This window comes from Delftia sp. DS1230 (assembly GCF_040112715.1).
In the GTDB taxonomy this organism is placed as follows: domain Bacteria; phylum Pseudomonadota; class Gammaproteobacteria; order Burkholderiales; family Burkholderiaceae_C; genus Comamonas; species Comamonas tsuruhatensis.
This window is the reverse complement of the sequence record NZ_CP157763.1, coordinates 4,665,808-4,691,878: the sequence shown is the minus strand read 5'-3', so window position 1 is coordinate 4,691,878 and position 26,071 is coordinate 4,665,808. Positions and strand designations below refer to the sequence as shown.

The window sequence follows — 26,071 nt, the reverse complement described above, 5'->3', positions numbered from 1 at the left end:
GGGCGCTGCGCGTATGTCGCAGATGAAGCAGCTGGCTCTGGATATCAGCATGGCGTCGAGCCCGACGCTGTCGCGCTTTTTCGTCGGCCCCAATGCCGCGGTGATCGATCATTTGCGCCATTGGGTGGGCGATGGCCGCATGCAGACGGCCCGCACGCCAGTGCCCACTTATCTTTGGGGCGAATCGGGCTCGGGCAAGACCCATCTGCTCAAGGCCGTGCGCGAGGCCCTGCGCGAGCAGGGTGCCATGGTGGGCTGGATGGATGCCTCCACCCTGTTCCCGCCGCCCTTCGACGAGCGCTGGGCGGCGGTGCTGATGGACGATGTGGACATCTACACTCCGCTGCAGCAGGCGCGGGCCTTCAACTGGTTTGTGAATGCGACGAGCCCGGCCACGGGCTCGCCGCGCTGGGTGCTGGGGGCCGGCCCGCTGCCGCCGGCAGACCTCAAGCTGCGCGAGGATCTGCGCACGCGGCTGGGCTGGGGCCATGTGTTCCAGCTGCAGCTGCTCGACGAAACCGCGCGCCGCGCGGTGCTGCGCCAGGAGGCCGATGCCCGTGGCGTTTTTCTGGGCGACGATGTGATGGACTACATGCTCAAGCGCTTCTCGCGTGACCTGGGCAGCCTGATGCAGCTGCTCGACATGCTCGACGGCTTTGCGCTGCGCAACAAGCGCGCCATCACCATTCCGTTGCTCAAGACGATGCTGGAAACCGAATGAGCCCGCATTTTCTTGTGGGCAGGGACTGCGGGAGCCGGCGGAGCCTGCGTTGCAAGGGCAGCGCGGGACCCATTTTTTTAGGATATGCATGACCTCTGATCAGAAGCAACTCCGGCCCCGGCTGGCGTTGTTCGACCTGGACCACACGCTGCTGCCGCTCGATTCGGACTATGAGTGGGGCGAGTTCACGACGCGCATCGGCTGGACCGATCCGGTCGAGTTCGGCCGCCGCAATGCCGAGTTCTTCGCGCACTACCAGGCGGGCACGCTCGACGTGCACGACTATGTGCGCTTTGCCACCGAGGCCTTCTGCGCCCGTGGCGCGCAGCAGGCCGCCGAGGCGCACGAGCGCTTCATGCGCGAGGTGATCACCCCCGCCATCCGTCCCCAGGCACTGGAGCTGCTGCGCACGCACCAGCAGGCGGGCGACCAGATCATCATCGTCACGGCCACCAACGAGTTCGTGACGCGCCCCATCGCCGCCGCCCTCGGCGTGCAGGAATTGATCGCGGTGGAACTGGAGCGCGACGCGCAGGGCTGGTTCACGGGCGAGATCCGTGGCACGCCCAGCATGCGCGGCGGCAAGGTGCAGCGCATGCAGCAGTGGCTGGATGCGCGCGGCCTGCAGTGGAGCGGCGTGGAGACCTTCTTCTACAGCGACTCCTGGAACGACGTTCCCCTGCTCGAGCGCGTGGACCACCCCGTGGCCACCAACCCCGACACTCGGCTGCGCGCCCTGGCCCAGGAACGTGGCTGGCGCATTCTGGACCTGTTTGGCGAAGCACCATGATCAAGAACATCATCGACAAGCTGCTGGGCAAGGCCTCGGCCGCCCCACGGGCGCGCAAGTCGCCCTTCGGCAAGCGCCAGGAGGTGCCCGTGCAGGTGCACGGCATCGATCCCAACCTGGTGGACCGGCGTGCCCTCGACGTGGTCGAGACGCTGCAGGACGCGGGCTACGAGGCCTACATCGTCGGCGGCGCCGTGCGCGACCTGCTGCTGGGCCTGCGCCCCAAGGACTTCGACGTGGCCACCAATGCCACGCCCGAGCAGGTCAAGGGCCTGTTCCGCCGCGCCTTCATCATCGGCAAGCGCTTTCGCATCGTGCACGTGGTCTATGGCCGCGGGCGCGAGAACGAGGTCATCGAAGTCTCCACCTTCCGCGCCTTCCTGGACAACAGCGCGGCCGAGGCCGTGAGCGGCAACGAGCGCACCAGCAAGGCCCAGCTCGCCGGCATGCACCATGCGGTGGACGCCAGTGGCCGCGTGCTGCGCGACAACGTCTGGGGTCCGCAGGACCAGGACGCCACGCGCCGCGACTTCACGATCAACGCCATGTACTACGACCCGCGCACGCAGATCGTGGTCGACTATCACAAGGGTATTGACGACGCCAAGAAGCGCATGCTGCGCATGATTGGCGACCCGGCCACGCGCTACCGTGAAGATCCGGTGCGCATCATCCGCGCCGTGCGCTTCGCCGCCAAGCTGGCGGGCAAGGGCTTCAAGCTCGAGCCCAAGACGGCCAAGCCCCTGGTGGAGTGCGAGCCGCTGCTGGCCGATGTGCCGCAAAGCCGCCTGTTCGATGAAATGCTCAAGCTGCTGCAGACCGGCCATGCGCTGGCTTCGGTGGAGCAATTGCGCGGCCTGGGCCTGGCGCGCGGCATCTACTCGCTTCTGGATGTGGTGGTCGAGCGTGCCGAGCAGCCCTTCGTGCAGGCCGCTCTGACCGATACCGATCGCCGTGTCGAGGAAGGCAAGCCCGTGGCGCCCAGCTTCCTGCTGGCCTGCGTGCTGTGGCATGACGTGAAGACCGGCTGGGAGCGCCGCCTGAACCAGCGTCAGCACCCGTTTCCCGCGCTGCAGGAATCCATCGACGAAGTGTTCGACCAGCGCATCGGCGATGTCTCGGGACGCGGCAAGCTGGCCGCCGACATGCGCGAGATCTGGGTCATGCAGCCGCGCTTCGACAAGCGCACGGGCGCCACGCCGTTCAGCCTGGTGGCCCAGCCGCGCTTTCGCGCGGGCTTCGATTTCATGCGGCTGCGCGCCGATATCGGCGAGGTCGAGGAAAGCCTGGCCAGCTGGTGGCAGGAGTTCCAGAATGCCGACGACGCGCGCCGCGACGACCTGATCGCCCAGGCGCGCGACGAGCAGCGCGCCCGCCAGCGCAGCGCCGAACCCAAGGTGCACCGCGTGCCCAAGGTCCGCCAGCCGCGCGATGGCGTGAACCTGGCGGAAGGCGTGCAGCCTGAGGATCCCGCACCGGCACAGGCTGGCAGCGAGGAGGCTGCAGCGCCCAAGAAGCGGCGGCGCCGCCGCCGCAAGCCCCAGGGCGGGGGCGATGGCGGCATGGGCGGTGATGACTGAGCCAGGCCACTGGGTCGCCATCGGCCTGGGTGCCAACCTCGGTGACTGCGGCCAGGCCCTGGGCCAGGCCTTGAAGGCCATCGGCGGCCTGACGGGCACGCGCCTGCTGGCCGTTTCCTCGCTCTACAGCACGGCGCCCATCGATTCCAGCGGTCCCGACTATCTGAACGCCGTGGCCGCTGTGCGCACCACGCTGCAGCCGCTGGCGCTGCTCGATGCGCTGCAGGCCATCGAACTGGCGGCCGGGCGCGAGCGCCCCTACCGCAATGCGCCGCGCACGCTGGACCTGGACATCGAGCTGTGGGGCGACGAGCGCATCGCGCTGCCGCGCCTGAGCGTGCCGCACCCGCGCATGCACGAGCGCGCCTTCGTGCTCGTGCCGCTGGCCGAGATCGCGCCTGAGCGCGTCACGCCCGCGCAGCTGCAGGCCGTGGCGGGGCAGGGCATCTGCCTGGCGCACAAGCCTGGCTGGCATCTCCGGCAAGCCTGAATCCCGACAGTGGCCTGAATGAAAAAGCCGCAGCGCCCTGAGGGCGGCTGCGGCTTTTTGCCAGGCGGGACGCGGTGGATCGACTCAGTCCACCTTCGCTCCGGAGGCCTTGACGATGGCCTGGTACTTGGCGCGCTCGGCCGCCATGAACCTGTCGAACTCGGCGGGCGTGGAGGACACGGGCTCGGCCATCAGGGTCTCGAAGCGGGTCTTGGTCTCGGGCGCGGCCAGTGCGTCGGCAAAGGCCCGGCTCAGCTTGTCCAGCACGGGCTTGGGCGTGCCGGCCGGGGCGACCAGGCCCCACCAGGTATCGATGGCAAAGCCGGGGAAGGTCTTGGACAGCGCGGGCACGCCGGGCAGCAGCGTGGTGGGGTTCAGCGAGGTCACGGCCAACGCCTTGAGCTTGCCCGAGCGGATATTGGGCGCAGCGGCAGCCAGGTTGTCGATGTTGAAGTCCACCTCGCCCGACAGCAGGGCCAGCTGGGCCGGGTTGGCGCCACGGTAGGGCACGTGCAGGGCGAAGATGCCGGCTTTTTGCTTGAGCATTTCGCCGGCCAGGTGGCCTGCGCTGCCGTTGCCGCCGCTGCCGTAGTTGAGCTTGCCGGGGTGGGACTTGGCGTAGGCGATCAGGTCGGCTACGCTGTGGATCTTGAGCTGCTCGGCACGGGCCGCATTCATCACCAGCACGTTGGGCACGCGCACCATCTGGGTGATGCCCGCGAAGTCCTTGCCCGCGTCGTAGGGCATCTTGGTGTACAGCCAGGGATTGACGGCATGGGTGGCCGTGGCGGCCAGGCCGATGGTCATGCCGTCCGGCGTGGCGCGGGCAATGGCGTCGGCGCCGATGTTGCCGCCGGCGCCGGCCTTGTTGTCGATGATCACCACTCCCAGGGAGTCACGCACCCGCTCGGCCAGCGCGCGCGCGGTGATGTCCAGCGGACCGCCGGGCGCATAGGGCACGATCAGGCGGATGGGCTCTTGCGCCAGGGCAAGCGGGGAGGCCAGGGCAGCAGCGGCCGCCATGACCGAGAGAAGGCTGTTTCTACGGTTCATAGGGGCGCTATTGTGCAAAAAAATTGCGACACCTGGCTGCGCGCAGGTATGGGAAGCAGTTTTTCTGCGTATTGCTTGATCCGTGCCACTTTCTGCGCACTCAGGAAGCCTTGTCGGCCTCGGAGGTGAACGCGTCCGCGTAGAACTCTTCCGCCGGCAGGCCGCGTTGCTCCACATAGGCATGGCGTGCCGAATCGACCACGATGGGTGCACCGCAGGCATAGACCTGATGGCCGGACAAGTTGGCAAAGTCGTCCAGCACGGCCTGGTGCACGAAGCCCGTGCGGCCGGTCCAGCCGTCTTCCGGCAGCGCGTCGGAGACCACGGGCACATAGCACAGCTGGGGCATGGCCTCGGCCTGCTCGCGCACCCAGGCGTCGAGGTAGAGGTCCTCGGGCCGGCGTCCTCCCCAGTACAGGGTGACGGAGCGGGTGATGCCCTTGTGGCGGATGTGCTCCAGCAGCGCCTTGATGGGGGCGAAGCCCGTTCCCGAAGCCAGGAAGATAAGGGGCTTGTCGCTGTCCTCGCGCAGGAAGAAGCTGCCGAACGGGCCCTCCACGCGCAGGATTTCCTTTTCCTTCATGGCGCCGAACACGTGGTCGGTGAACTTGCCGCCCGGCATGTGGCGGATGTGCAGCTCCAGCCCCGGTGCCGTGTCCTGCACATGGGGGGCCGTGGCCATGGAGTAGGCGCGGCGGGCGCCGTCGCGCAGGATGAATTCCACGTACTGGCCTGCGTGGTAGCGGAACTTGTCTGCAGCGGGCAGCTGCAGGCGCACCTGCATCACGTCGTGCGACTTCTTCTCCAGCGTGGCCACGCGCACGGGCATCTTCTTGATCGGGAAGGCGCTGGCATCGGTCACCTGGCGCGACTCCAGCACCACCGAGGTGCTGGGCGTGGCGCAGCAGGTCAGCACATAGCCGTCGGCCTCTTCCTGGGCGGTCAACGCTTTTTCCGAGTGGGCGCCATGGGTGACCTCGCCGAGCAGCTTCTTGCACTTGCAGGAGCCGCAGGCACCGTCCTTGCAGCCATAGGGCAGGCCCACGCCGCAGCGGATGGCGGCGGCCAGGATGGTCTCGCTGCCCTGCGTGGCGAAGGCGCGGCCGCTGGGCTGTACGGTGATTTCGTGGGAAGCGTTGGCTATCTCGGTCATGTTCTCGGTATCCTCGGGGGCGCTGGCGGCGCGTGGAGCGCGCCGGCGATCTTCTTTCCCGGACGGACATGCCGCTGCCGCGACCGGCGGCGCGCGGGTGGCCGCCCTCGCAACAGGCCAGGATTTTGCCCTCAAACCAAAACCCATTGGGCGCGCTGCCGGCGCGCTTTCGACGCGAACGCGTGCTCATCGTCGGCTGCGGCGACGTGGGGCTGCGCGTGGCTGGTGCATTGGCGGGCGCGCCCGTCGCCCGTTCGGGTGCCGCACGACGGGGCCCGCGCGTGCTGGCCCTGACGCGTGGCGCCGAGCGCCTGCAGGATCTGCGCGGGCGCGGCATCACGCCGCTGCTGGGCGATCTGGACGCGCCTGCCACGCTGCGCCGTCTGGCCGGCCTGGCCACGCGCGTCGTCCACCTGGCGCCGCCGCCCAATCCGCCTGCCGGCGAAGATGGCTGGTGGCTGGACCCGCGCACCACGGCTTTGCTGCGCGTGCTGCGCCTTCGCGGCCGGCCGGCCAGCCTGGTCTATGGCTCGACCTCCGGCGTCTATGGCAACTGCGAGGGCGCCTGGATCGACGAAAGCCGCCCGCCCGCACCGGCCACGGCGCGTGCCCAGCGCCGCGTGAACGCCGAGCGAGCCGTGCGCTTTGCCGGGCGCGGCGGGCTGCGCGCCAGCATTCTGCGCATCCCGGGCATCTATGCGCCGGACCGGGAAAACGGTACGCCGCGCGGGCGCCTGCTGCGCGGCACGCCCCTGCTGTGTGCCGCAGAGGATGTCTACACCAACCACATCCATGCCGACGACCTGGCCCGCGCCTGCGTGCGGGCGCTGTGGCTCGGCCGGCCGCAGCGCATCTACCACGCCAGCGACGATACGCAGCTGCGCATGGGCGACTACTTCGACCTTGCGGCCGATCTCTATGGACTGCCGCGCCCCGCACGCATCACGCGCGAGCAGGCGCAGCGCGAGCTGCCGGCCAGCCTGCTGAGCTTCATGGGGGAGTCACGCCGCCTGCGCAACCAGCGCCTGAAGGAGGAGCTGGGCCTGAGATTGCGCTACCCGACCGTGGAGCAGGGGCTGCGCGCCTGAATCAGCGCGGGTGGATGCCGCCGTTGGTGTCGTAGCAGCGGAACACGTTGCAGTGCGAGATGGGGGCCGAAGGCGGCAGCGGCTGCGGCGGCACGGGGCGTCCGACGATCCACGGCCGGTTGATGGCATTGGGCTGCAATGCGCGCGATTGCTGCAGCTGTTCATAGGCCTTGGGGCCCAGGCAGGCCATCTCCATCTGCTGCTGGGCGGCCTGGCTGCGCGGGCCCCAGGTGGCGGGATCGGGATTGGCCTCGGCCAGGATGGTGTCCAGGCGGCGGCGCGCCTGCTGGCAGGCCGGGGAGTCGCCGCCGTCGCGCTGGGCCGAGTTCTCGCGCTCGCGCCGGCTGCGTGCCTCGCGCTCCTGCTGCTGGGCACGCGTGCGGCGCTCGGCCTCTTCGCGGGCCAGTTGCTGGTTCTTGCGCTCTATGGCGGCGGCGGACTGCGCGCGCTCGCGCTCCAGCTCTTCGGGGCTGGGGGCTTCCTGCACCTGCACGCGGTTTTCGCCGTCCTTGCAACTGCTGTTGGTGTAGGTGACGCGGCCGGTCTTGGCGTCCGTGCAGCGGATGACCTGGGCCGAGGCCGGGCCTGCGGTGAGCGCCAGCACCAGCGGTACAAACATCGGTACAAACATCTGTACAAGCGCCGCCAGCGCCCAGCGCGCGGCCGCCGATGAACGGCGGCCGGTGTGGCCAAGGTCTTGGGTGCGGTGCATGGCGGTTTCCTTTCCCATCACAAGCGGCACAAGGATGTGGTGTATTGCCGATTATGGTGCGGCGCCCAGGGGCTGGAAATGCCGCCGTTCAGCCGTTCAGCGCCAGTGGCGCGGATCCTGGGTGGGGTAGGGGTTGCCGCCGCCCTGGCTTTCACGCTGCATGCGCTCGATGGCGCGTTGCTGCTGCTCGCGGTCACGCTGCTGCTGCTCCCGGTCCCGTTGCTGGCGTTCGCGCTCGCGCTGCTGCTGGCCCTGGTCGCGTTCGCGCTCCCGCTGCTGGCGCTCGGCTTCGCGGCGCTGCTGCTCCTGCATGCGCTCGCGCAACTGGCGGTCGCGGTCCTGGGCCTGGCGGTCACGGTCCCGGTCGCGCTCTCGCATTTCACGCTCGCGTTGTTGGCGGTCACGCCAGGCATCGCGGTTGCGTTCCTGCTGGATGCGCTCGCGCTCGTATTGCAGGCGCTCACGTTCGCGCTGCAGGCGCTGGCGCTCGTACCAGCCGTTGTCCGGATAGGCGGGCTGCGTGGGATACGAGGGGTAGACGACGCCGCCCGACGGATAGCTGGGATAGGACGGGTAGCTGGGATAGCTGGGGTAGCCGGAGCCCATGTCCGAATAGCCATCGGGCGGCACGGCGCAGGCGGTGACCAGGGCTGCAAGGCCAAGGCCGGCCAGCAGGCGCAGGGGGCGCAGGCCAGGCTGCGGGCGCTGCTGCGTGGGGGAGGCGTTGGTTCGGGTCATGGTGTGGTGTCCGGGCAAAGGCGTGTTTCCTGTCTGGATCTCTTCATATGACGTTTGACAGGCCTCAATGGTTGACCTGGATCGTCCTGGCGAGGCAACGACGGCGACAGCGGAGCTTCTATTTTGATAGCAATTGGTCCATGTGCTGTAGGTGCTTCCAGATGAAATCCGCAGGCACAGCGCGCAATGGCTGCGGTCGCCCCGATCGCCGCAATGGCATCTGCGCGGGACTAGAATGGCCGCTGTCTTTGGCGGCGCGCAGTCCGTGCGCCGCAAAGCAGCGTTCTCAGGGCGGGGTGAAATTCCCCACCGGCGGTATCTGGATCTGTCTTTCGGCATGTGTCCAGCAGCCCGCGAGCGCCCGGCTAGCCGCAAGGCCGGCCGGGGTCAGCAGATCTGGTGAGATGCCAGAGCCGACGGTCACAGTCCGGATGAAAGAGATCGCGCAGCACCTGCATGGCAGGCGCCATGCCCATGGTTGTCCCATGGGCTGTGCCGCGCCATGCGGCGCCATGGCGCGCGCCCTGATTCATTTGTCTCATCTCGAAAGAGCACCATGAATCAGACTCCTGTCTCCTTGAACTTCTCCGCACACGGCACGGCCTCGGGCACGCCGTGGAAGGCCGTCGCGGGCCGCAGCCGCGTGGCCGTGATCTGCGCGAGCTGGCATACCGATGTCGTGCACCAGGCGCGCGACTCCATGGCGGCCGAGCTGCAGGCCCAGGGAGTGGCCGCGCAGAACATCAGCCACTTCAACGTGCCCGGCGCCTTCGAGATCCCGCTGCTGGCCAAGAAGCTGGCCGACAGCGGCCGTTTCGACGCGGTCATCGCCTGCGCGCTGGTGGTCAACGGCGGCATCTATCGCCACGAGTTCGTGTCCTCGGCCGTGATCGACGGCCTGATGCGCGTGCAGCTCGATACCGAAGTGCCGGTGTTCTCGGCCGTGCTCACGCCGCGCGATTTCCACGAACATGGCGACCATGTGGAGTTCTTCCGTGCCCACTTCGTGAAGAAGGGCGTGGAAGTGGCGCATGCCTGCCTGGCGGCGCTGGACCAGCTGGCGCAGGTACAGGCACTGGGCCAGGCGCGCGCGGCCTGAGCCGGCCAGCCTCCCAGCACAGCTTTGGTTGGGGATGGATTCTCGTAAACACTGAGTTGGGGCCGAGTGTCGCGGTCCCGTCACGCGGCGTGACGCGCCATTGCCAAGCCGCGATGACGGGAATAACGTGACGGCCTGTTTCAACTGAGGAGTGCGCGATGAAGATGTCCCGGAAGTTGTGTATTGCGGCCGTCGTGGCCGGCATGGGTGGCGTGGCCATGGCCCAGGAGCAGGTGATCCGCATCGGCCACATCGGCCCCGTGTCCGGACCCCAGGCCAATTTCGGCAAGGACAACGAGAACGGCGTGCGCATGGCCATTGACGACCTCAATGCCAAGGGCATGGAGATCGCCGGCAAGAAGGTCAAGTTCCAGCTGGTGGCCGAAGACGATGTGGCCGATCCCAAGCAGGGCACGGCCGCTTCGCAGAAGCTGTGCGACGACAAGGTCGCCGGCGCCGTGGCCTTCCTCAACTCGGGCGTGGCCATTCCCTCGTCCAAGGTCTTCCAGGACTGCGGCATTCCCATGATCACGGGCGCGGCCACCAACCCCGACCTGACCAAGCCCGGCTGGAACACCACCTACCGCGTGATTGCCAATGACAACGCGCTGGGCGCGGCGCTGGCCAAGTACGCGGCCGAAACGCTCAAGCTCAAGACCGTGGCCATCATCGATGACCGCACGGCCTACGGCCAGGGCCTGGCCAATGTGTTCAAGAAGGATGCGGAAAAGCTGGGCGTGAAGGTCGTGGCCTCGGAGTTCACGAACGACAAGGCCACGGACTTCATGGCCATCCTGACCTCGATCAAGGCCAAGAAGCCCGAAGGCATCTTCTACGGCGGCATGTATGGCCAGGCCGGCCCCATGCTGCGCCAGATGGCCCAGCTGGGCATGAACGATGCCAAGTACTTCGGCGGCGACGGCCTGTGCGTGCCCGAGCTGGCCAAGGTGGCCGCCGGCGCCAAGCCGCTGGACAACGTGATCTGCGCCGACGGCGGCGCCTCGCTGGCCAAGATGCCTGGCGGCACGGAATGGAAGAAGCGCTACGACGCCAAGTACCCCGGCCAGTTCCAGGTCTACAGCCCGTACTTCTACGACGCCACCATGATGCTGGCCGACGCCATGAAGCGCGCCAACTCCTGGGACCCCAAGGTCTATATTCCCTTCCTGCAGAAGGCCGACTACTCGGGCGTGACCTCCAAGATCGCCTTCGAGAAGAACGGCGAGATGAAGAACCCTTCGTACACGCTGAGCGTGTTCAAGAACGGCCAGAAGACGGCCCTCGACTGAGAGCCTGTCCTCCCTTCGTTTTCATGCCCGCCTTGTGCGGGCTTTTTTTATCGGCCCGGGACCTCGGCCGGGGCCTGCGCCGGCGCATCGACCACGCCGGGCAACTGCGCCAGATAGGCCTGCAGCGCGGCAATGGCCTGGCGCACCTTGGCGGGCTGGGCCTGGCGCTGGGGGGTGACGGCCCAGATGTCCAGGCCGCCGAAGTCCCAGTCGGGCAGCAGGCGCACCAGGCGTCCTTCGGCCACCGCGTCGGCAACGTCCATGCTGCCCAGCAGGGCCAGGCCCAGGCCGGCCTCGCACATCTGCTGGAGGGACAGTTGGTTGTTGCTGGCCACATGGGGCTGCACCTGCAGGCTGTAGGTCTCGCCCGTGGCCGGGTGGCGTGCCTCGGCCCGCAGGGCCTGGCCCTGGCCTTCGCGCGCAAGGCCCAGCCAGCGCGCGCTGGCCAGCGGTGCCGGGTGGCGCCAGGCCGCGCCGCCGCCGTGCTCCTGTATCCATGCGGGCGAGGCGCACAGCCAGTTGCGCATGGCGCCCAGGCGCCGGGCCGCCCAGCCCGAGTCGGCCAGACGGCCAAAGCGCAGCGCCAGGTCGATGCGGCTTTGGATGAGGTCGATGGGCGCATCGTCCACATCCAGGTGCAGGCGCAGTGCCGGATGCCGGGCCAGCCAGCTGCCCAGGGCCGGCGCGATGTGGCGCGCAAAGCCCACGGTGGCCGACAGGCGCAGTTCGCCGCCGGGCTCGTCGCGCGCAGCGGCCAGTTCGGCCCGCGCCTGGCTGGCGGCCTGTGCCATGGCGGCGCACTGCTGGTAGTAGCGCTCGCCCGTGTCGGTGAGGGCGATCTGCCGGGTGGAGCGGTGCAGCAGGGTGACGCCGCCGTCGCGCTCGAGCTGGCGCACCTGCTGGCTCACGGCCGAGGGGCTCATGCCCAGGGCGCGCGCGGCGGCGCTCATCGATCCGTGCTGCACCACGGCGGCGAAAACGGCCATGCGTTTGTAGTCGTCCATGGGCTGTATTGTGAAGTGGTGCTTCAAGCTGTTGGTGAAAACTGCCGTCTTCCGCAGCGATTGTGAACGGCGTAATCTCAATGCCATCGTGAACAGGCGCCCAGGCGCCGCAAAGGAATGAAGATGAAAGTGGCACTCATTGGCGCAACCGGCTTTGTGGGTTCGGCGGTATTGAAGGAGCTGCTGCAGCGCGGCCACGAGGTCGTGGCCCTGGTGCGCGACCCCGCCAGGCTGGCGGCCCAGCCGCATCTGCACGCCGTGCAGGCCGATGTGCTGGATGCCGCCGCCGTGCAGCGGGCCGTGGCAGGCGCGGACGCCGTGGTCAGCGCCTACAACGCGGGCTGGGGCAATCCCGACATCTATGAGGATTTCATGCGCGGCTCGCGCGCCATCGTGGCGGGCACCAAGGCGGCTGGCGTCAAGCGCTATCTGGTGGTGGGCGGTGCGGGCAGCCTCTACATCGCGCCCGGCAGGCAACTGGTGGACACGCCCGAGTTCCCGGCCGCCATCAAGCCCGGCGCCTCGGCTGCGCGCGATGCCCTCAACGATCTGCAAAAGGAGCAGGGCCTGGACTGGACGATGCTGAGCCCGCCGATTGCCCTGCACCTGGGTGACCATGGCGAGCGCACGGGCCAGTACCGCACGGGCAAGGATGAGCCGTTGATGCAGGCCGACGGCCAGCCCGGCACCATCTCGGCCGCCGATCTGGCCGTGGCCCTGGTCGATGCGCTGGACAAGGGCCTGCACCTGCGCGAGCGCTTTACCGTCGCTTACTGAGCACCGGGGGCTCCCGGCTGGTGCGCAGGCGGCCTCCATGGCATGCTGGTGCCTGTCACGAACAGGCAGGAGCGCCGCCATGATCGACCACACGGGAATCCTCGTATCGGACTTCGACCGCAGCCGGGAGTTTTATGCGCGGGCGCTGGCTCCCCTGGGCTACGAGATCCTGATGGAGCTGTCCGCCGAGCTCACCGGCCACGGCGACACGGCCGGCTTTGGCGAGCCGCCCAAGCCTGATTTCTGGATCACCGGCGGCGAGCCCAACCAGCCGCCCATCCATGTGGCCTTTCGCGTGGACAACCGCAACATGGTCGATGATTTCCACGCGGCCGCCCTGGCCGCAGGCGGGCGCTGCAATGGCGAGCCCGGCCTGCGACCGCACTACCACGACGACTATTACGCAGCCTTCGTGCTCGACCCCGACGGCCACAACATCGAGGCCGTCTGCCACCTGCCGCCCGCCTGAGTCTCCCTGGCGGCACTGGGGCCTGCGCGGCAGCTGACATCAGGCGGTCGCATGGCGCAGCACAATATTGCGCTGCAACAAAAAAGGCCCCACGTTCCCCATGCCCCCTTCCGTTTCCGCTGCGGCCGGCTCCGTTTCCGCGTCATCCACACCCACGGCCGCCCAGGCCTGGCTCAGCGTGATTGCGTTGGCGCTGGGCGCCTTCGTCTTCAATACCACCGAGTTCGTGCCCGTGGGCCTGCTCAGCAGCATTGGCGCGAGCTTTGGCATGCCCACCGAGCAGGTCGGGCTGATGCTGACCATCTATGCCTGGATCGTGGCCCTGGCCTCGCTGCCCTTCATGCTGCTCACGCGCAATGTCGAGCGGCGCAAGCTGCTGATGGGCGTGTTCGCGCTGTTCGTGGCCAGCCATGTGCTGTCGGGCGTGGCCTGGAGCTTTGCCTCGCTCATGGTCAGCCGCATCGGCATCGCGCTGTCGCATGCGGTGTTCTGGTCCATCACGGCCTCGCTGGCCGTGCGCGTGGCGCCGCCCGGCAGGAAGGCCGTGGCGCTGAGCCTGCTGGCCACCGGCACCTCCATGGCCATGGTGCTGGGCATTCCGCTGGGCCGCATCGTGGGCGAATGGCTGGGCTGGCGCACGACGTTCCTGGCCGTGGGCGGGGTGGCCACCATCGTCATGGTGGCCCTGGCCCGGCTGCTGCCGCGTCTGCCCAGCGAGAACGCGGGCAACCTGGCCAGCGTGCCCATGCTGCTGCGCCGTCCGGCGCTGCTGTCCATCTACATCCTGCTGGTGGTCGTGATCACCGGGCAGTTCACGGCCTACAGCTATATCGAGCCCTTCGTGCAGGACATCGCGGGCTTCGAGGGCAAGGTGACCACGGCCGTGCTGCTGTTGTACGGCGGCATGGGCATCGTGGGCAGCGTGATGTTCAGCTGGTGGGGGCTGCGCCATCCGCGCGGCTTTCTGCTGGCCGCCATTGGCGTGCTGTCGGCCAGCCTGCTGATGCTGGTGCCGGCCTCGGGCCATGAGGCCTCGCTCTATGTGATGAGCTCGGTCTGGGGTGTCGCCATGATCTGCTTCGCCCTGGCCATGCAGTCCCAGGTGCTCAAGCTGGCGGCCGACGCCACCGATGTGGGCATGTCCATGTTCTCGGGCATCTTCAACATCGGCATTGGCGGCGGCGCGTTGCTGGGCAGCCAGGTCAGCATGCATGCGGGCATGCAGAACATCGGCTGGATCGGCGGCGGCCTGGTGGCGCTGGGCCTGGCCTGGTGCATCTGGGCCTTCGTGCGCTGGTCGGCCGGCTTCCAGGCCGCGCACTGAAGTGGGTCAGCCGCCGGGTGCCCGCATGGCCTGGGCGTAGCGCTGCGGTGCCAGGCGAGACACCAGCACGCAGACCACGAGCACGGCGGCCATCTGTGCCAGCCAGCCGGCGCCGAATCCGCCCGTGAACTGGTGCAGCCGGGCGATCACATAGGGCGCCAGCGCCGCAATCAGAAAGCCGCCGCCCTGCATCAGCGCATTGAGCGCCCCGGCCTGCGTGGGGTGGGGAAGATGGTCCAGCGCCACCACCATCATCAGCGCGAAGCAGCCACCCAGGCCGATGCCGAGGATGACGATGTTGAGCAGCGGCGCCGCATCAGGCCACCAGGCCAGCGCGGCCAGGCCGATGATCTGGCACAGCAGCGTGAACCCCAGCCATGGCCGCCGGTCGGCTTGGCGCGAAGCCAGCACGGGCAGGCCCAGCGCGGCGCCGGCCTGGGCCACCGACAGCAGGGCGACCAGGCCGCCGCTTTGCGCGGGGCTCCAGCCGTGCGTCTGGTAGAAGGGCGCAAGCCAGGCCACCATGGCCGCATAGCCGCCGTTGATGAGGCCGAAGCAGGCCATCAGCATCCAGGTGCGCGGGCGCCGGCGCAGCCAGCCGGTGTCTTGCGTGGCGTTGGCCCCTGCCATGGGCGCCGGAGCCGGCAACGCACGCAGCGCATGCCGCGCCAGCGCCAATGCCAGCAGGGCGGGCGCAGTCCACAGCGCCAGCGCAAGGCGCCAGTCCAGTCCCCATTGCACGGCCAGCGGCGAAATCTGGGCGCCCAGGGCGCCGCCGCCCATGAGCGCGGCCGAGTACAGCCCCATCATCTGCGCCGTGCGTGCGGGCGACTGGCGCTTGATCAGGCCCGGCAGCACGCCTTGCACCAGGGCCACGCCAGCGCCGCACAGCGCGGCCGTGGCCAGCAGGGTGGCCGCACTGGAGCCCGCCACGCGCAGCGCGCAGCCCAGCGCAATCACCGCCAAGGAGCCGACCACGGCGCGGCGCGGACCCAGGCGCCGCAGCGCGGCCGGGGCCAGCCAGGCGCCCACGCCCATCAACGCCATGGGCAGCAGCGTCAGCCAGGACAGCGTGGACAGATCCATGCCGGTGGCGGACTGGATCTGCGGTCCCAGCGGGCCGATGGCCGTGAGAAACGGGCGCAGGTTCAGCGTGACCAGCACGACGGTGGCCAGCCACAGCGCCGTTGGAATGGCGTGTGCCGCGGCAGGGGTCTCGGTGTGCGCAGGCGCAATGGACGACATGGCTTCAGGCCCAGGGGGCGTTGCCGTACAGCTGGGCCGCCGTGATGCCCGTGTCCAGCCGCCTCAGGGGCAGCGGTGGCGGCTGCAGCGGCATGCGCAGCCGCTGGTAGGCGCCCTCGCTGGACAGGCCATACGGCTGTGCATCCGCGTTGTCGAAGGCGAAGAAGACCTGCTCGGCCCCGGCCATCACCAGCGCCGCCAGGCACATGGGGCAAGGGTGGCCGCTGGCGTAGATGGTGCAGCCGGCCAGGCTGGCGTTGGCCTGGGCGCGCGTGCCCGCGCGCAGCGCCTGCATTTCGGCATGGGCGCTGGGGTCATGGCTTTGCACGATCTCGTTGACGCCCGTGGACAGGATCTGCCCCTCGCGCGCGAGCAGGGCGCCGAAGGGCCGGCCGCCCCGCAGGCGGTTGTCGTGCGCCAGCTGCACGGCATGGCGCAGCAGGCGGATGTGTTCTTGTTCTTGCATGGGGATGGCTGGGCAATCGGGAGCTGAGGCCGCAGTCTAGGACGGGGGCCATCAATTGGAAAATTAAATGATCAAATGCCAGGCAGTGACAAAGCCACTGAAATTCGCCCAAGCCCCATGCAGCCCTCTTCCATAGACCCCACCCTGCTGCGCAGCTTCTGCGCCGTGGCCGAAACCGGCAGCTTCACGCGCGCGGCGCAGGGCGTGCACCTGACCCAGTCCACGGTCAGCCAGCAGATCCGCAGGCTGGAGGAGCAAATGGGCTGCACGCTGCTGGACCGCAGCGGGCGCCATGTGGAATGCACGCTGGAAGGAGAGCGCCTGCTGGCCTATGCGCAACGCATCCTCGCGCTCATGGACGAGGCCGTGGAGCAGTTGGCTGGCGCCACCGAAGCCGTGCTGCGCATCGGCGTACCAGAGGACTTTGCCGGCCATGCCTTGATGCCCGCCTTGGGCGCGCTGGCGCGCAGCCAGCCGCAGTTGCGCCTGGAGCTGACCAGCGGGCTGTCGCAGGCGATATGGCAGCAGTTCCAGTCCGGCGAGCTGGACCTGGCCATCGTCAAGCAGCGCAGCGGCAGCACGCCCGGCATGGCGCGCTGGCCTGAACCGCTGGCCTGGATAGACAGTGCGCGGCATCCCTGCCACGGGATGGATCCCTTGCCTTTGGTGGTGTTTCCACAGGGCGGCCTGTACCGCAGCGAGATGACGCATGCGCTGGATGCCGCAGGCCGGCGCTGGCGCCTGGCCTATGTGAGCGCCAGCCTGGCCAGCCTGGAAGCCGCCGTGGAGCAGGGCCTGGGCATCAGCCTGCTTCCGCGCCGGCTGGTCGGGCCCGGCCACCGCCTGCTCGACGGCATGGCCGGCTTCGCCCCCGTGCCTGATGTGGAAGTGGCACTGCACGTGCGGGCCCAGTTGTCGGCGCAGGGCCGGCGTCTGGCCGGGCGCCTGTGTGAGGTGTGCGAGGCGTTGCTGGGCGTGTCTTAGTCGAACAGCTCGGCGTGCGTGCCGGCTCGCACGAAAATGATCGATTCGTTGGCGCCCTGGCCATCGAGCCGGTAGATCAGCAGGAAATCGCCCCCCACGTGGCACTCCCTGTGATCGGCCCAGTCGCCGGTGAGGGCGTGGTCCAGCCAATGAGGCTCCAGGGGGGCGTCGTTGGCAATCAGCAGCAGCATGGCCTCCTTCAACCGCTTCATGTCATGGCGGCCGGAATGCGACAGCCGGACCCAGTCCTTGGCGAAAGCTCTGGTCCGGTCCGATGCGCGGGGAAGGACTGCGCGCTTACTGCTCGCTGCCTTTTTCGAGGTCATGGAGCAAATCGTCCGCGGTGGCAAAGCGTCCCTTGCGCATGGCGCGTGCCTCCTGCATGGCTGCGCGCGTCTCGGCGTTGGGTGCCCTGAGGTCGAAGGGCAATTGCTGGTCGGCCACCACGCGCATCAGGAAGACACGTACGGCATCCGACACCGTCAAGCCCATGCCGGCCAGGGTTTCGGCGGCCTGTGCCTTGATCTCTTCATCCACGCGCACGTGGATCATGGTGGTGGTTGCCATGGTGTGCTTCTGCAAAAATGGGTGAGATACATTGTATCTCGCAGGGCAGAAGACAGGTAGGCAGGCAGGTTGCTGGGATGTCGCTTGGCGGCTCCCGCCTTCGAGCCCTCCAGTAAAAATCCCCGCCGTGGCGGGGATGGTCGGTGGAGACGCGCAGGCTCAATCCATCGTCAGGTTCTGCTTTTGCACCACGTCCTTGTAGACCGCCAGTTCGGCCTTGATCTCTTCAAAGAAATGCTCGGGTGTGTCGGCCACGATTAGCGAGCCGGTTTCCTCGATGCGCTTCTTGATGGCGGGGTCCTGCAGCACCTTGCGCGTGGCGGCATTGACCTTGTCCACGATGTCGCGCGGCAGGTTCTTGGGGCCGACGATGCCGTAGTAGGCCATGCGGTTGACGGGGGCCAGGCCCACTTCCTTGAAGGTGGGCACATCGGGCAGCGCTGCCAGACGCTGAGGCGCGGCCACCACGATGGGCACCAGGCGCTTTTCCTTGACGAAGCCCAGGGCGGAGGGCAGGTTGTCGAAGATCAGCGGAACCTGGCCGGCCACGGCGTCGTTCAGCGCGGGGCCGCTGCCACGGTAGGGCACGTGGGTGATGTCGGTGCCCGTGGACAGCTTGAACATCTCCATCATCAGATGGGTGATGCTGCCGTTGCCGGGCGAGGCGTAGGAGTACTTGCCGGGGTTCTTCTTCACCTCGGCCAGGAACTCCTGGTAGTTCTTGCCCGCGAACTTGGGGTTGGCCGCAATGATGTTGGGCGTGGCCGCGATGTTCACGATGGGTGTGAAGTCGGTCAGCACGTTGTACGGGATCTTGGGGTTGATTGCCGGGTTGGTGGCCGTGGTGGACACGGTGGCAATGCCCAGGCTGTAGCCGTCGGGCTGGGCGCGCGCCGTCTCGGCCGCGCCGATGCTGCCGCCGCCGCCGCCCTTGTTCTCGACCACCACGGGCTGGCCCAGGGCGCGGCCCAGCGGCTCGGCCACGATGCGCGCGATCAGGTCGGTGGTGCCGCCGGCCGCGAAGGGCACGAGCAGCTTGATGGGCTTGGTGGGGTAGCCCTGGGCATGGGCTGCGCCCGACAGCGCGAGGGCGCCGAGGATGCCGGCGAGCGCGATTCGAGTGGTGTGAGTCATGGTGTTGTCTCCTTGAATGGATGTTGTGAGCGTTTGTTGTGAGGCACCGACGGGTGGGAAGGCTGGGTTTTTTAAGACATTCGTATGGCGGTGCTTGAGGAAAAAGATGGGGAGGAGGCGGTGTTGCCTGGCGCAGGCGATCAGACCACGCCGCGCGAGCGCAGCGCCTGGATGGCCATGGGCGCAATGCCCAGCTCGCCCAGCACTTCATCGGTGTGCTGGCCCAGGGAGGGCGGTGCGCTGCGCAGCACGGGCGGGGTATCGCTCAGGCGCATGGGGCTGGCCACGCCGGCGATGCGCGAGATGCCGTCGCCGGCCTCGCGCGGCAGCTCGACGCGTATGCCGCGTGCGCGCACCTGCGGGTCGTCGAAGGCCTGGGCGATGGTGTTGATGGGGCCGCAGGGCACGGCCTTGTCTTCCAGCAGCGCAATCCATTCGGCCGTGCCGCGTGTCTTCATGAGGGGCACCATTCGCTCCAGCAGCGCCTGGCGATTGCGCACGCGCGCGGTGTTGGTGGCAAAGCGCTCGTCCTGCGCCCAGCCGGCTTCGCCGACGGCGGCGCAAAAGCGCGCGAACTGGCCGTCGTTGCCAATGGCCAGCAGCACGTTGCCGTTGGCCGTGGCGAAGTCCTGGTAGGGCGCCAGGCTGGGGTGGATGTTGCCGGCGCGGCCCGGCGATTCGCCCGTGGCCAGAAAGCCGGCGGCCTGGTTGGCCAGCACGGCCATGCCCACGTCGAGCAGGGCCATGTCGATGTGCTGGCCCCGGCCCGAGGCCTGGCGCGCATGCAGCGCGGCAAGGATGGCATTGCTGGCATACAGGCCCGTGAAGACATCGATCACGGCCACGCCCACCTTGAGCGGGCCGCCTCCGGGCGCCTCGTCGGCATGGCCGGTGATGCTCATCAGCCCGCACATGGCCTGCACCATGAGGTCGTAGCCCGCGCGCTCGGCATACGGGCCGGTCTGGCCGAAACCCGTGACCGAGCAATAGATCAGGCGCGGGTTGAGCGCCTTGAGGCTTTCGTAGTCCAGCCCGTACTGGGCCAGGCCACCGACCTTGAAGTTCTCCACCAGCACGTCGGCCCCGGCCGCCATCTGGCGAATCAGCTGCTGCCCATCGGGGGTGGACATGTCGATGGTGACCGAGCGCTTGTTGCGGTTGCAGGCCGTGAAATAACTGGCCTCCTGCGTGGCCTGCCCATCGTCGCGCGGCAGGAACGGAGGCCCCCAGTGGCGCGTGTCATCGCCGGCCACGGGCCGCTCGACCTTGATCACATCGGCGCCCAGGTCGGCCAGTGTCTGCGTGCACCAGGGCCCGGCCAGCACGCGGGAAAGATCAAGCACCTTGATGCCAGCCAATGCGGCCGGCGCGGAGGATGTGGAGGACATGAGAGGGAAGAAATATGAGCGCGCCCGATGCCGCTGGTAGTTCAGCTCAGGGCTTGAGCTTCCATCACCCATAGCGTGTGACATGGGCGTGGAACAGGCCAGGGACGCCGAGCAAGAGCCGCCTCGCGGCGAGGGCGTCGTCCCCCTCCGCGAAGCGAGAAGGGGGAAGGCGCGAAGCGCCTCAGGGGGTCAGTTGGCAAAAGCTGCGATGCCGGTCTGCGCCCGGCCCAGGATCAGCGCATGCACATCGTGCGTGCCTTCGTAGGTGTTGACCACTTCCAGGTTGACCAGATGGCGGGCCACGCCGAACTCGTCGCTGATGCCGTTGCCGCCCATCATGTCGCGCGCCATGCGGGCAATGTCCAGCGACTTGCCGCAGTTGTTGCGCTTGATCAGCGAGGTGATCTCGATCACGTTCTGGTGCTCGTCCTTCATGCGGCCCACGCGCAGCGCGGCCTGCAGGCCCAGGGTGATCTCGGTCTGCATGTCGGCCAGCTTCTTCTGCACCAGCTGGTTGGCGGCCAGGGGGCGGCCGAACTGCTTGCGGTCCAGCGTGTACTGGCGCGCCGTGTGCCAGCAGAACTCGGCTGCGCCCAGGGCGCCCCAGGCAATGCCGAAGCGTGCGCTGTTCAGGCAGGTGAATGGGCCCTTGAGGCCGCGCACCTCGGGGAAGGCGTTTTCCTCGGGAACGAAGACATCGTCCATCACGATCTCGCCCGTGATGGAGGCGCGCAGGCCCACCTTGCCGTGGATGGCCGGGGCCGACAGGCCCTTCATGCCCTTGTCCAGGATGAAGCCGCGGATCTCGCCCACATGGCCGTCCTCGGTCACTTCCTTGGCCCAGACCACGAACACGTCGGCCACGGGGCTGTTGGTGATCCACATCTTGTTGCCCTTGAGGCGGTAGCCGCCGTCCACCTTGTAGGCGCGGCTGGACATGCTGCCGGGGTCGGAGCCGTGGTCGGGTTCGGTCAGGCCGAAGCAGCCGATGAACTCGCCGCTGGCCAGCTTGGGCAGGTACCTGTTCTTCTGGTCTTCGGTGCCGAATTCATTGATGGGCACCATCACCAGCGAGCTTTGCACGCTGGCCATGGAGCGGTAGCCCGAGTCCACGCGCTCGATCTCGCGCGCCACCAGGCCGTAGCTGACATAGTTCAGGCCCGCGCCGCCGTACTGCGTGGGGATGGTGGGGCCCAGCAGGCCCAGCTCGCCCATCTCGCGGAAGATGCTCACGTCGGTCTTTTCATGGCGGAACATTTCCAGCACGCGGGGTGCCAGCTTCTCCTGGCAGTAGGCATGGGCCGCGTCGCGGATCATGCGCTCGTCTTCGCTCAGTTGCTGGTCGAGCTGGAAGGGGTCATCCCATTGGAAGCTGTTGCGGGCCATGGCGTGGTTTCTCCAAAAAACAAAGAGGTCAAGGGCGGGTCGCTGCCATATGCCAAAGCCGGGCAGGCTGTGACCATGGAGCGTTGTTGCGACGCATCTTAGAAGCGGGCCTGCGCGTGGCGCAAACGATGTTTGTTCATCCATGAATGCGTAAAACGCATGTATGAATGGGTTGTTGCGGGTTATTCCCTATGATGTGAGGCTCTGAAGTGCATTGAATTCATGAGATATGCGTAGAGCCCTGCCATCCACCCAAGCCCTTGCCTGCTTCGAGTCGGCCGCCCGCCACATCAGCTACACGCGTGCTGCGCAGGAGCTGTCGCTCACGCAAAGCGCGGTATCGCGCCAGATCATTGCGCTGGAGGAGTTCCTGGGCGTGCAGCTGTTCCGGCGCACGCGCCACGGCGTGCTGCTGACCGAGGCCGGCACGCAGTACGCCCAGCAGGTCTCCCGCTGGCTGCACGGCCTGGAGCGCGACACGCTGGACATCATGGCCCACCAGGGCGAGGGAGGCCCGCTCAATCTGGCGGCCGTGCCCACCTTCGCCACGCGCTGGCTGCTGCCGCGCCTGCCGCAGCTAGCGCGCGAGCATCCCGAGGTCACCGTGCACATCGATGTGCAGACGCGGCCCTTCCTGTTTGCCGATACCGTGTTCGACGCTGCGCTCTATGCAGGCACGCCCGAGCAGGTGGCACGCTGGCCCGGTGTGCAGGCGCAATGGCTGATGGACGAAGAGGTGGTGCCCGTGTGCAGCCCGCAACTGCTGGCCACGGCCCAGGCGCGCGAGCCGGGCCGGGCCTGGCTGCCTGTGGGGGCGGACATCGTGGCCCGGATGCCGCTGCTGCAGCAAAGCACGCGGCCCTACGGCTGGCAGCAGTGGTTCGATGCCATGGGCGTGGCCGCGCCGCGCGCGCTGGATGGCATGCGGCTGGAGCTGTTTTCCATGCTGGCCGTGGCCGCCAGCCAGGGCCTGGGCGTGGCGCTGATGCCGCCCATGCTGATCGAGCAGGAACTGGCGCGCGGCGACCTCATCATTGCCTGCCCCCAGCCGCTGCGTGGCAACCGCGCCTACTACCTGGTCACCCCGGCCCTGGCGCCCGATGCCCAGCCCGCGCCCGCCCTGCGCGTGTTCTCTTCATGGCTGCAGCAGCGCGCCAGGGAGCACCGGCCTGCCTGAAAATTAAGCAGGCCTTGGATTGTTCAACGATGACAGTCACTTAACTGACTTATCCTTGCTGCTGGCGGCGCTTGTCCACAGGCTTGTGGGGGTGTCTCTGGGGAAAACCCGCAATCGCGCTCAAAACCAGGGCAGCACGGCCAGGCACAGCGGCATGACCACGGCCGTGGCCACGCCGTTCAGGCCCATGGCCAGGGCCGAGAAGGCGCCCATGGTCGGATTCACCTGCAGCGCGCGTGCCGTGCCGATGGCGTGGGCCGTAAGTCCCAGGGCAAAACCCTGCACGGCCGGGTCATCGCTGCGCACCAGGCGGATCAGCAGCGGCGCCATCATCGTGCCCGCAATGCCGGTGATGGCCACGGCCACGGCCGCCAGCGAGGCCGGACCGCCAAAGCGCTCGGCCATGGGCAGGGCGATGGGAATGGTGGCCGACTTGGGCGCCAGCGCCACCAGCGTCTGCACCGTCGCTCCCAGGCTCCAGCCAATCAGCAGTGCCGACAGCAACGCCACCACGCAGCCCACGGCCAGCGCCACGCTGATGGGCAGCCACAGCGCGCGGATGCGCTCGCGCTGGGCGTACAGCGGAATTGCCAGCGCGACGGTGGCCGGGCCGATCAGCAGTCCCAGCAGCGAGACGCCACTGCGGTAGCTGGCATAGGAGGTGCCCGTGGCCAGCAGCACGCCCACGATGACGACCACAGCCGTGAACACGGGAATCAGGAGCGGATGGTTGCCGCTTCGGCGGTACAGCGCCATGGCCGCCAGGTAGACGGCCATGGTCAGCACCAGCCAGGGCAGGTGGGCGGTGGAGGCATTGCCGGACAGCGACTGCCAGGCGCTGTGCCAGTGGGTGGTGAGCGCGCTCATGCCTTGTCTCCCTGGCTGGCGGCCGCCTCGCGGGCGCGCTGGCGCTCCAGGCACCAGCGGAAGGTGAAGGCCGTGGCCAGGAAGGTAATGGCTGCACCCGCCACGCAGGCGATCACGAAGGGCTGCCATTCGCGCGACAGCCGGTCGAACTCCAGCATCACGCCTGCAATGACGGGAATGAACAGCAGCATCATGTTCTGCAGCAGCACGCCGGCGGCCTTCTCCAGCGACTCGGGCAGGCGACCGTGCAGCAGCAGCGCCGCCAGCAGCAGCAGCGTGCCCATGAGCGCTCCCGGAAGCGGCAGCCCCGTGAGCTGGACGATGGCCTCTCCCAGCAACTGGAAGGCGAACAAGGCGGTGATGGCGTACAACATGAAAACCTGAATCCCTGGAGCAGATGGCAAGAGCGGAGAGCAGAGGGCGGCGGCAAGAGAGCGGGCTGCCCGTTTCCCGGACAGGGCAGTGCCCCGGCACCTGTGGGACGCCGCCGCAAAGCGTGCCATCATCGCCCACATCGCGAAAAAAGGTGCGGACACCGATTGCGCGGCGTCCCGGCCAACGCTATGTTGGGACCCATGCCTTGGGCAGTGCCGGGGCATGAGACTTTGAATAGCGAAGGAGTAGCGATGGCCGAAACCACATATCACGCACCCGTGTACGAGCCGACGGTGGATGAACTCGAAGTGCTCAAGAAGCTGGAAATGGGCGAGCCCGTGTCGCTGGAAAGCGCGGCGCGCGAGCATCTGTCCAAGAGGCTGCGCGAGCGTGGACTGGTCGAAGTGGACAGCAGCCATCAATGGCACATCACGGCGGCGGGCCGTGCCCAGATCCGCCGCTCCGATGCCTGAGGCGCGGCGCGGCAGGTGACCCCGGTTTCAAGGGTTTTCCCTTGGATTCAGGGGCTGCCTGATTTGCAGGCAGCCTAGCTTGCGGCCAGTGAATGCAAGCACTTGGACGCCTCGTTCACTTGCTGTTCACTGAATATCCACAGGGTTGTTCAAGGGTTCTGTGGAGAAATAAAGCCACCCCAGGGTGGCTTTTTTCATGGGCATCACCAGGCTTTTGCAGCGGGCGCACCGGGCTGGTGCCCGCGCCGGAAATTGGCTGCATGGCGATGGTGCAGATACCGGTTTTCAGAGGGAAGGTGCCGGATTTCGCGCACTGGGCAAGGCTAGGGGGCAGGCCGCGGTGGGGGCGATTCGGGGCGGGCTGGACATGCGCCTGATTGCAGTCCGTTTCCGCCTTGGAGGTGGCTTGATGCCAAAGTTGTACACAGGTTGGGCGGTGTGCGGGTGAAAGCGCGCAGGGGCTATCCCGCCCAAGGCATGAGGACGCAGGATCTGGTCAGGCTGGAGGCCTTGAATTGCAGTGCAGCCGCTGAAAAGGGCTGGTGCAGGAAGGAGGGGTGTGCGGACACTGTGAAGACAGCGGCCGGAAAAGAAATAGCCGAAAAAGCAGCGGACTGCTTTTTCGGCTACGTAATCTCTGGTGCCCGGGGCCGGAATCGAACCGGCACGCCTTGCGGCGGGGGATTTTGAGTCCCCTGCGTCTACCAATTTCACCACCCGGGCTACTTAGCGCAGGGGCGAATTATGGCACAGTGTGAGGCTATGAAAATTTATCCGACCATCGAAGACGCCATCGGCCGCACGCCCCTGGTGGCATTGCAGCGCATCGGTGCGCAGTCTCGCCAGGAACGTGGCAACGTGGTGCTGGGCAAGCTGGAAGGCAACAACCCGGCCGGTTCGGTCAAGGACAGGCCGGCCCTGTCGATGATCCGCCGCGCCGAAGAGCGCGGCGACATCAAGCCCGGCGACACGCTGATCGAGGCCACCTCGGGCAATACCGGCATTGCGCTGGCCATGGCGGCCACGATCAAGGGCTACCGGATGGTGCTGATCATGCCCGAGGACCTGTCCATCGAGCGTGCCCAGACGATGAAGGCCTATGGCGCCGAGCTGATCCTCACGCCCAAGAGCGGCGGCATGGAATATGCGCGCGACCTGGCCGACCAGATGGTGGCCCAGGGCAAGGGCGTGGTGCTCGACCAGTTCGGCAATCCCGACAACCCGCGTATCCACTACGAGACCACCGGCCCCGAGCTGTGGGAGCAGACCGGCGGCGAGATCACCCATTTCGTGAGCGCCATGGGTACCACGGGCACGATCACCGGCGTGGCGAAGTTCCTCAAGGAAAAGAACCCAGCCATCCGCATCGTGGGCGCCCAGCCGGCCGAGGGCTCGCGCATCCCCGGCATCCGCAAGTGGCCCGAGGAATACATGCCCAAGATCTACGACGCCTCGCTGATCGACGAGACCGTGCTCGTGGGCCAGGACGATGCCGAGGACATGGCGCGCCGCCTGGCGCGCGAGGAAGGCATCTTTGCCGGCATCTCGGCTGCCGGCGCCTGCTGGGTGGCCCAGCAGATTGCCGAGCGCGAGAACAACGCCACCATCGTCTTCGTGGTCTGCGACCGCGGCGACCGCTATCTGTCCACGGGCGTCTTCCCCGCCTGATACAGCGACAGGCCCGCCTTCCGGCGGGCCTTCCTGTTTGCATTGAGCCAGGAC

At 67.8% G+C, this 26,071-nt stretch carries 28 protein-coding genes, 1 tRNA gene and 1 riboswitch; of the genes, 14 read left to right on the top strand and 15 right to left on the bottom strand.

The window, feature by feature from the left end; translation table 11 throughout:
• The first annotated feature begins 22 nt into the window (after positions 1–22).
• From hda to folK, 4 genes are all read left to right on the top strand, one after another.
• Positions 23–721 carry a DnaA regulatory inactivator Hda gene (gene hda, locus AAN986_RS21135; protein WP_026062235.1) on the top strand — a complete coding sequence of 233 codons (699 nt, stop codon included), beginning with the start codon at positions 23–25 and terminating at the stop codon, positions 719–721.
• A gap of 88 nt (positions 722–809) precedes the next feature.
• A complete protein-coding gene (locus tag AAN986_RS21130; RefSeq protein WP_016448977.1) occupies positions 810–1,511 on the top strand; it encodes an HAD family hydrolase in 702 nt (233 codons plus the stop codon).
• Entirely contained in the window at positions 1,508–3,091 is a 1,584-nt protein-coding gene (gene pcnB, locus AAN986_RS21125) for a polynucleotide adenylyltransferase PcnB (protein ID WP_016448976.1), read from the top strand. The genes AAN986_RS21130 and pcnB overlap by 4 nt, the downstream gene beginning before the upstream one ends.
• Positions 3,066–3,581, top strand: a complete 516-nt coding sequence (gene folK / locus AAN986_RS21120; RefSeq protein ID WP_016448975.1) for a 2-amino-4-hydroxy-6-hydroxymethyldihydropteridine diphosphokinase — start codon at positions 3,066–3,068, stop codon at positions 3,579–3,581. Before pcnB ends, folK begins: the two co-directional genes overlap by 26 nt.
• A gap of 84 nt (positions 3,582–3,665) precedes the next feature.
• Here the strand turns inward: folK and AAN986_RS21115 are convergent, their stop codons facing one another.
• Both AAN986_RS21115 and AAN986_RS21110 read right to left on the bottom strand, forming a co-directional pair.
• The gene (locus tag AAN986_RS21115) at positions 3,666–4,634 is read right to left on the bottom strand and encodes a tripartite tricarboxylate transporter substrate binding protein (RefSeq protein ID WP_026062233.1); all 969 of its coding nucleotides are present in this window, start codon (positions 4,632–4,634) and stop codon (positions 3,666–3,668) included.
• Between the two features lie 100 nt (positions 4,635–4,734).
• Entirely contained in the window at positions 4,735–5,787 is a 1,053-nt protein-coding gene (locus tag AAN986_RS21110) for a CDP-6-deoxy-delta-3,4-glucoseen reductase (RefSeq protein WP_016448973.1), read from the bottom strand.
• 68 nt (positions 5,788–5,855) lie between these two features.
• Between AAN986_RS21110 and AAN986_RS21105 the strand changes: the two genes are divergently transcribed.
• A complete protein-coding gene (locus AAN986_RS21105; protein ID WP_016448972.1) occupies positions 5,856–6,875 on the top strand; it encodes an SDR family oxidoreductase in 1,020 nt (339 codons plus the stop codon).
• A 1-nt stretch (position 6,876) separates the two neighbouring features.
• On the opposite strand, the gene AAN986_RS21100 is transcribed toward AAN986_RS21105, so the two are convergent.
• Both AAN986_RS21100 and AAN986_RS21095 read right to left on the bottom strand, forming a co-directional pair.
• The gene (locus tag AAN986_RS21100) at positions 6,877–7,587 is read right to left on the bottom strand and encodes a DUF4124 domain-containing protein (protein WP_241150340.1); all 711 of its coding nucleotides are present in this window, start codon (positions 7,585–7,587) and stop codon (positions 6,877–6,879) included.
• Between the two features lie 96 nt (positions 7,588–7,683).
• Positions 7,684–8,325: a hypothetical protein gene (locus AAN986_RS21095; RefSeq protein WP_016448970.1), complete on the bottom strand. Its 642-nt coding sequence runs from the start codon at positions 8,323–8,325 to the stop codon at positions 7,684–7,686.
• Between the two features lie 278 nt (positions 8,326–8,603).
• A riboswitch (FMN riboswitch) is annotated at positions 8,604–8,772 on the top strand.
• Between the two features lie 109 nt (positions 8,773–8,881).
• Between AAN986_RS21095 and AAN986_RS21090 the strand changes: the two genes are divergently transcribed.
• Together AAN986_RS21090 and AAN986_RS21085 are read left to right on the top strand one after the other, a co-directional pair.
• The gene (locus AAN986_RS21090) at positions 8,882–9,424 is read left to right on the top strand and encodes a 6,7-dimethyl-8-ribityllumazine synthase (RefSeq protein WP_016448969.1); all 543 of its coding nucleotides are present in this window, start codon (positions 8,882–8,884) and stop codon (positions 9,422–9,424) included.
• A gap of 158 nt (positions 9,425–9,582) precedes the next feature.
• On the top strand, positions 9,583–10,713 hold the full coding sequence (locus AAN986_RS21085; protein ID WP_016448968.1) for a branched-chain amino acid ABC transporter substrate-binding protein: 1,131 nt from the start codon (positions 9,583–9,585) through the stop codon (positions 10,711–10,713).
• Between the two features lie 47 nt (positions 10,714–10,760).
• On the opposite strand, the gene AAN986_RS21080 is transcribed toward AAN986_RS21085, so the two are convergent.
• Entirely contained in the window at positions 10,761–11,717 is a 957-nt protein-coding gene (locus tag AAN986_RS21080) for a LysR family transcriptional regulator (RefSeq protein WP_016448967.1), read from the bottom strand.
• Positions 11,718–11,840: 123 nt separating this feature from the next.
• Between AAN986_RS21080 and AAN986_RS21075 the strand changes: the two genes are divergently transcribed.
• The 3 genes from AAN986_RS21075 to AAN986_RS21065 all read left to right on the top strand — a co-directional run bounded on the left by AAN986_RS21075 (position 11,841) and on the right by AAN986_RS21065 (position 14,287).
• On the top strand, positions 11,841–12,494 hold the full coding sequence (locus AAN986_RS21075; protein ID WP_016448966.1) for an NAD(P)-dependent oxidoreductase: 654 nt from the start codon (positions 11,841–11,843) through the stop codon (positions 12,492–12,494).
• 79 nt (positions 12,495–12,573) lie between these two features.
• Positions 12,574–12,963 carry a VOC family protein gene (locus AAN986_RS21070; RefSeq protein ID WP_016448965.1) on the top strand — a complete coding sequence of 130 codons (390 nt, stop codon included), beginning with the start codon at positions 12,574–12,576 and terminating at the stop codon, positions 12,961–12,963.
• 100 nt (positions 12,964–13,063) lie between these two features.
• Positions 13,064–14,287 carry a sugar transporter gene (locus AAN986_RS21065; protein WP_349335473.1) on the top strand — a complete coding sequence of 408 codons (1,224 nt, stop codon included), beginning with the start codon at positions 13,064–13,066 and terminating at the stop codon, positions 14,285–14,287.
• A 6-nt stretch (positions 14,288–14,293) separates the two neighbouring features.
• On the opposite strand, the gene AAN986_RS21060 is transcribed toward AAN986_RS21065, so the two are convergent.
• Together AAN986_RS21060 and AAN986_RS21055 are read right to left on the bottom strand one after the other, a co-directional pair.
• Positions 14,294–15,532, bottom strand: a complete 1,239-nt coding sequence (locus tag AAN986_RS21060) for a cyanate transporter (protein ID WP_047217798.1) — start codon at positions 15,530–15,532, stop codon at positions 14,294–14,296.
• Between the two features lie 4 nt (positions 15,533–15,536).
• The gene (locus tag AAN986_RS21055) at positions 15,537–15,998 is read right to left on the bottom strand and encodes a nucleoside deaminase (RefSeq protein ID WP_047217797.1); all 462 of its coding nucleotides are present in this window, start codon (positions 15,996–15,998) and stop codon (positions 15,537–15,539) included.
• 117 nt (positions 15,999–16,115) lie between these two features.
• Between AAN986_RS21055 and AAN986_RS21050 the strand changes: the two genes are divergently transcribed.
• Positions 16,116–16,982, top strand: a complete 867-nt coding sequence (locus AAN986_RS21050; RefSeq protein ID WP_047217796.1) for a LysR substrate-binding domain-containing protein — start codon at positions 16,116–16,118, stop codon at positions 16,980–16,982.
• On the opposite strand, the gene AAN986_RS21045 is transcribed toward AAN986_RS21050, so the two are convergent.
• The 5 genes from AAN986_RS21045 to AAN986_RS21025 all read right to left on the bottom strand — a co-directional run bounded on the left by AAN986_RS21045 (position 16,979) and on the right by AAN986_RS21025 (position 21,457).
• A complete protein-coding gene (locus AAN986_RS21045) occupies positions 16,979–17,308 on the bottom strand; it encodes a type II toxin-antitoxin system YafQ family toxin (RefSeq protein ID WP_047217795.1) in 330 nt (109 codons plus the stop codon). The genes AAN986_RS21050 and AAN986_RS21045 overlap by 4 nt on opposite strands.
• A complete protein-coding gene (locus AAN986_RS21040; RefSeq protein ID WP_047217841.1) occupies positions 17,280–17,549 on the bottom strand; it encodes a type II toxin-antitoxin system RelB/DinJ family antitoxin in 270 nt (89 codons plus the stop codon). The genes AAN986_RS21045 and AAN986_RS21040 overlap by 29 nt, the downstream gene beginning before the upstream one ends.
• 159 nt (positions 17,550–17,708) lie before the next feature.
• Entirely contained in the window at positions 17,709–18,683 is a 975-nt protein-coding gene (locus tag AAN986_RS21035) for a tripartite tricarboxylate transporter substrate binding protein BugE (RefSeq protein WP_047217794.1), read from the bottom strand.
• 140 nt (positions 18,684–18,823) lie between these two features.
• Positions 18,824–20,071 (bottom strand): CaiB/BaiF CoA-transferase family protein, encoded by a 1,248-nt coding sequence (locus AAN986_RS21030; RefSeq protein ID WP_013803646.1) that lies wholly within the window; start codon positions 20,069–20,071, stop codon positions 18,824–18,826.
• 189 nt (positions 20,072–20,260) lie between these two features.
• The gene (locus AAN986_RS21025) at positions 20,261–21,457 is read right to left on the bottom strand and encodes an acyl-CoA dehydrogenase (RefSeq protein WP_016448959.1); all 1,197 of its coding nucleotides are present in this window, start codon (positions 21,455–21,457) and stop codon (positions 20,261–20,263) included.
• 229 nt (positions 21,458–21,686) lie between these two features.
• Here AAN986_RS21025 and AAN986_RS21020 point away from each other — a divergent pair, with 229 nt between their 5' ends.
• Positions 21,687–22,634 (top strand): LysR substrate-binding domain-containing protein, encoded by a 948-nt coding sequence (locus tag AAN986_RS21020; protein ID WP_012204131.1) that lies wholly within the window; start codon positions 21,687–21,689, stop codon positions 22,632–22,634.
• A 120-nt stretch (positions 22,635–22,754) separates the two neighbouring features.
• Here the strand turns inward: AAN986_RS21020 and AAN986_RS21015 are convergent, their stop codons facing one another.
• Both AAN986_RS21015 and AAN986_RS21010 read right to left on the bottom strand, forming a co-directional pair.
• Positions 22,755–23,501 carry an LrgB family protein gene (locus tag AAN986_RS21015; RefSeq protein WP_047217793.1) on the bottom strand — a complete coding sequence of 249 codons (747 nt, stop codon included), beginning with the start codon at positions 23,499–23,501 and terminating at the stop codon, positions 22,755–22,757.
• Entirely contained in the window at positions 23,498–23,875 is a 378-nt protein-coding gene (locus tag AAN986_RS21010; protein WP_017407068.1) for a CidA/LrgA family protein, read from the bottom strand. The genes AAN986_RS21015 and AAN986_RS21010 overlap by 4 nt, the downstream gene beginning before the upstream one ends.
• A gap of 252 nt (positions 23,876–24,127) precedes the next feature.
• On the opposite strand from AAN986_RS21010, the gene AAN986_RS21005 reads away from it, so the two are divergent.
• Entirely contained in the window at positions 24,128–24,349 is a 222-nt protein-coding gene (locus tag AAN986_RS21005) for a hypothetical protein (protein ID WP_016452574.1), read from the top strand.
• Positions 24,350–24,987: 638 nt separating this feature from the next.
• Here AAN986_RS21005 and AAN986_RS21000 read toward each other — a convergent pair.
• Positions 24,988–25,072 (bottom strand) — tRNA-Leu (locus AAN986_RS21000).
• A 39-nt stretch (positions 25,073–25,111) separates the two neighbouring features.
• Between AAN986_RS21000 and cysM the strand changes: the two genes are divergently transcribed.
• Positions 25,112–26,017, top strand: a complete 906-nt coding sequence (cysM, locus tag AAN986_RS20995) for a cysteine synthase CysM (RefSeq protein ID WP_017407070.1) — start codon at positions 25,112–25,114, stop codon at positions 26,015–26,017.
• Positions 26,018–26,071: the final 54 nt, after the last annotated feature.

Coding starts and splice junctions, on each gene's coding strand:
- hda (WP_026062235.1), top strand. CDS start 23: ATGAAGCAGCTGGCTCTGGATATCAGCATGGCGTCGAGCCCGACGCTG.
- AAN986_RS21130 (WP_016448977.1), top strand. CDS start 810: ATGACCTCTGATCAGAAGCAACTCCGGCCCCGGCTGGCGTTGTTCGAC.
- pcnB (WP_016448976.1), top strand. CDS start 1,508: ATGATCAAGAACATCATCGACAAGCTGCTGGGCAAGGCCTCGGCCGCC.
- folK (WP_016448975.1), top strand. CDS start 3,066: ATGGCGGCATGGGCGGTGATGACTGAGCCAGGCCACTGGGTCGCCATC.
- AAN986_RS21115 (WP_026062233.1), bottom strand. CDS start 4,634: ATGAACCGTAGAAACAGCCTTCTCTCGGTCATGGCGGCCGCTGCTGCC.
- AAN986_RS21110 (WP_016448973.1), bottom strand. CDS start 5,787: ATGACCGAGATAGCCAACGCTTCCCACGAAATCACCGTACAGCCCAGC.
- AAN986_RS21105 (WP_016448972.1), top strand. CDS start 5,856: ATGCCGCTGCCGCGACCGGCGGCGCGCGGGTGGCCGCCCTCGCAACAG.
- AAN986_RS21100 (WP_241150340.1), bottom strand. CDS start 7,587: ATGCACCGCACCCAAGACCTTGGCCACACCGGCCGCCGTTCATCGGCG.
- AAN986_RS21095 (WP_016448970.1), bottom strand. CDS start 8,325: ATGACCCGAACCAACGCCTCCCCCACGCAGCAGCGCCCGCAGCCTGGC.
- AAN986_RS21090 (WP_016448969.1), top strand. CDS start 8,882: ATGAATCAGACTCCTGTCTCCTTGAACTTCTCCGCACACGGCACGGCC.
- AAN986_RS21085 (WP_016448968.1), top strand. CDS start 9,583: ATGAAGATGTCCCGGAAGTTGTGTATTGCGGCCGTCGTGGCCGGCATG.
- AAN986_RS21080 (WP_016448967.1), bottom strand. CDS start 11,717: ATGGACGACTACAAACGCATGGCCGTTTTCGCCGCCGTGGTGCAGCAC.
- AAN986_RS21075 (WP_016448966.1), top strand. CDS start 11,841: ATGAAAGTGGCACTCATTGGCGCAACCGGCTTTGTGGGTTCGGCGGTA.
- AAN986_RS21070 (WP_016448965.1), top strand. CDS start 12,574: ATGATCGACCACACGGGAATCCTCGTATCGGACTTCGACCGCAGCCGG.
- AAN986_RS21065 (WP_349335473.1), top strand. CDS start 13,064: ATGCCCCCTTCCGTTTCCGCTGCGGCCGGCTCCGTTTCCGCGTCATCC.
- AAN986_RS21060 (WP_047217798.1), bottom strand. CDS start 15,532: ATGTCGTCCATTGCGCCTGCGCACACCGAGACCCCTGCCGCGGCACAC.
- AAN986_RS21055 (WP_047217797.1), bottom strand. CDS start 15,998: ATGCAAGAACAAGAACACATCCGCCTGCTGCGCCATGCCGTGCAGCTG.
- AAN986_RS21050 (WP_047217796.1), top strand. CDS start 16,116: ATGCAGCCCTCTTCCATAGACCCCACCCTGCTGCGCAGCTTCTGCGCC.
- AAN986_RS21045 (WP_047217795.1), bottom strand. CDS start 17,308: ATGACCTCGAAAAAGGCAGCGAGCAGTAAGCGCGCAGTCCTTCCCCGC.
- AAN986_RS21040 (WP_047217841.1), bottom strand. CDS start 17,549: ATGGCAACCACCACCATGATCCACGTGCGCGTGGATGAAGAGATCAAG.
- AAN986_RS21035 (WP_047217794.1), bottom strand. CDS start 18,683: ATGACTCACACCACTCGAATCGCGCTCGCCGGCATCCTCGGCGCCCTC.
- AAN986_RS21030 (WP_013803646.1), bottom strand. CDS start 20,071: ATGTCCTCCACATCCTCCGCGCCGGCCGCATTGGCTGGCATCAAGGTG.
- AAN986_RS21025 (WP_016448959.1), bottom strand. CDS start 21,457: ATGGCCCGCAACAGCTTCCAATGGGATGACCCCTTCCAGCTCGACCAG.
- AAN986_RS21020 (WP_012204131.1), top strand. CDS start 21,687: ATGCGTAGAGCCCTGCCATCCACCCAAGCCCTTGCCTGCTTCGAGTCG.
- AAN986_RS21015 (WP_047217793.1), bottom strand. CDS start 23,501: ATGAGCGCGCTCACCACCCACTGGCACAGCGCCTGGCAGTCGCTGTCC.
- AAN986_RS21010 (WP_017407068.1), bottom strand. CDS start 23,875: ATGTTGTACGCCATCACCGCCTTGTTCGCCTTCCAGTTGCTGGGAGAG.
- AAN986_RS21005 (WP_016452574.1), top strand. CDS start 24,128: ATGGCCGAAACCACATATCACGCACCCGTGTACGAGCCGACGGTGGAT.
- cysM (WP_017407070.1), top strand. CDS start 25,112: ATGAAAATTTATCCGACCATCGAAGACGCCATCGGCCGCACGCCCCTG.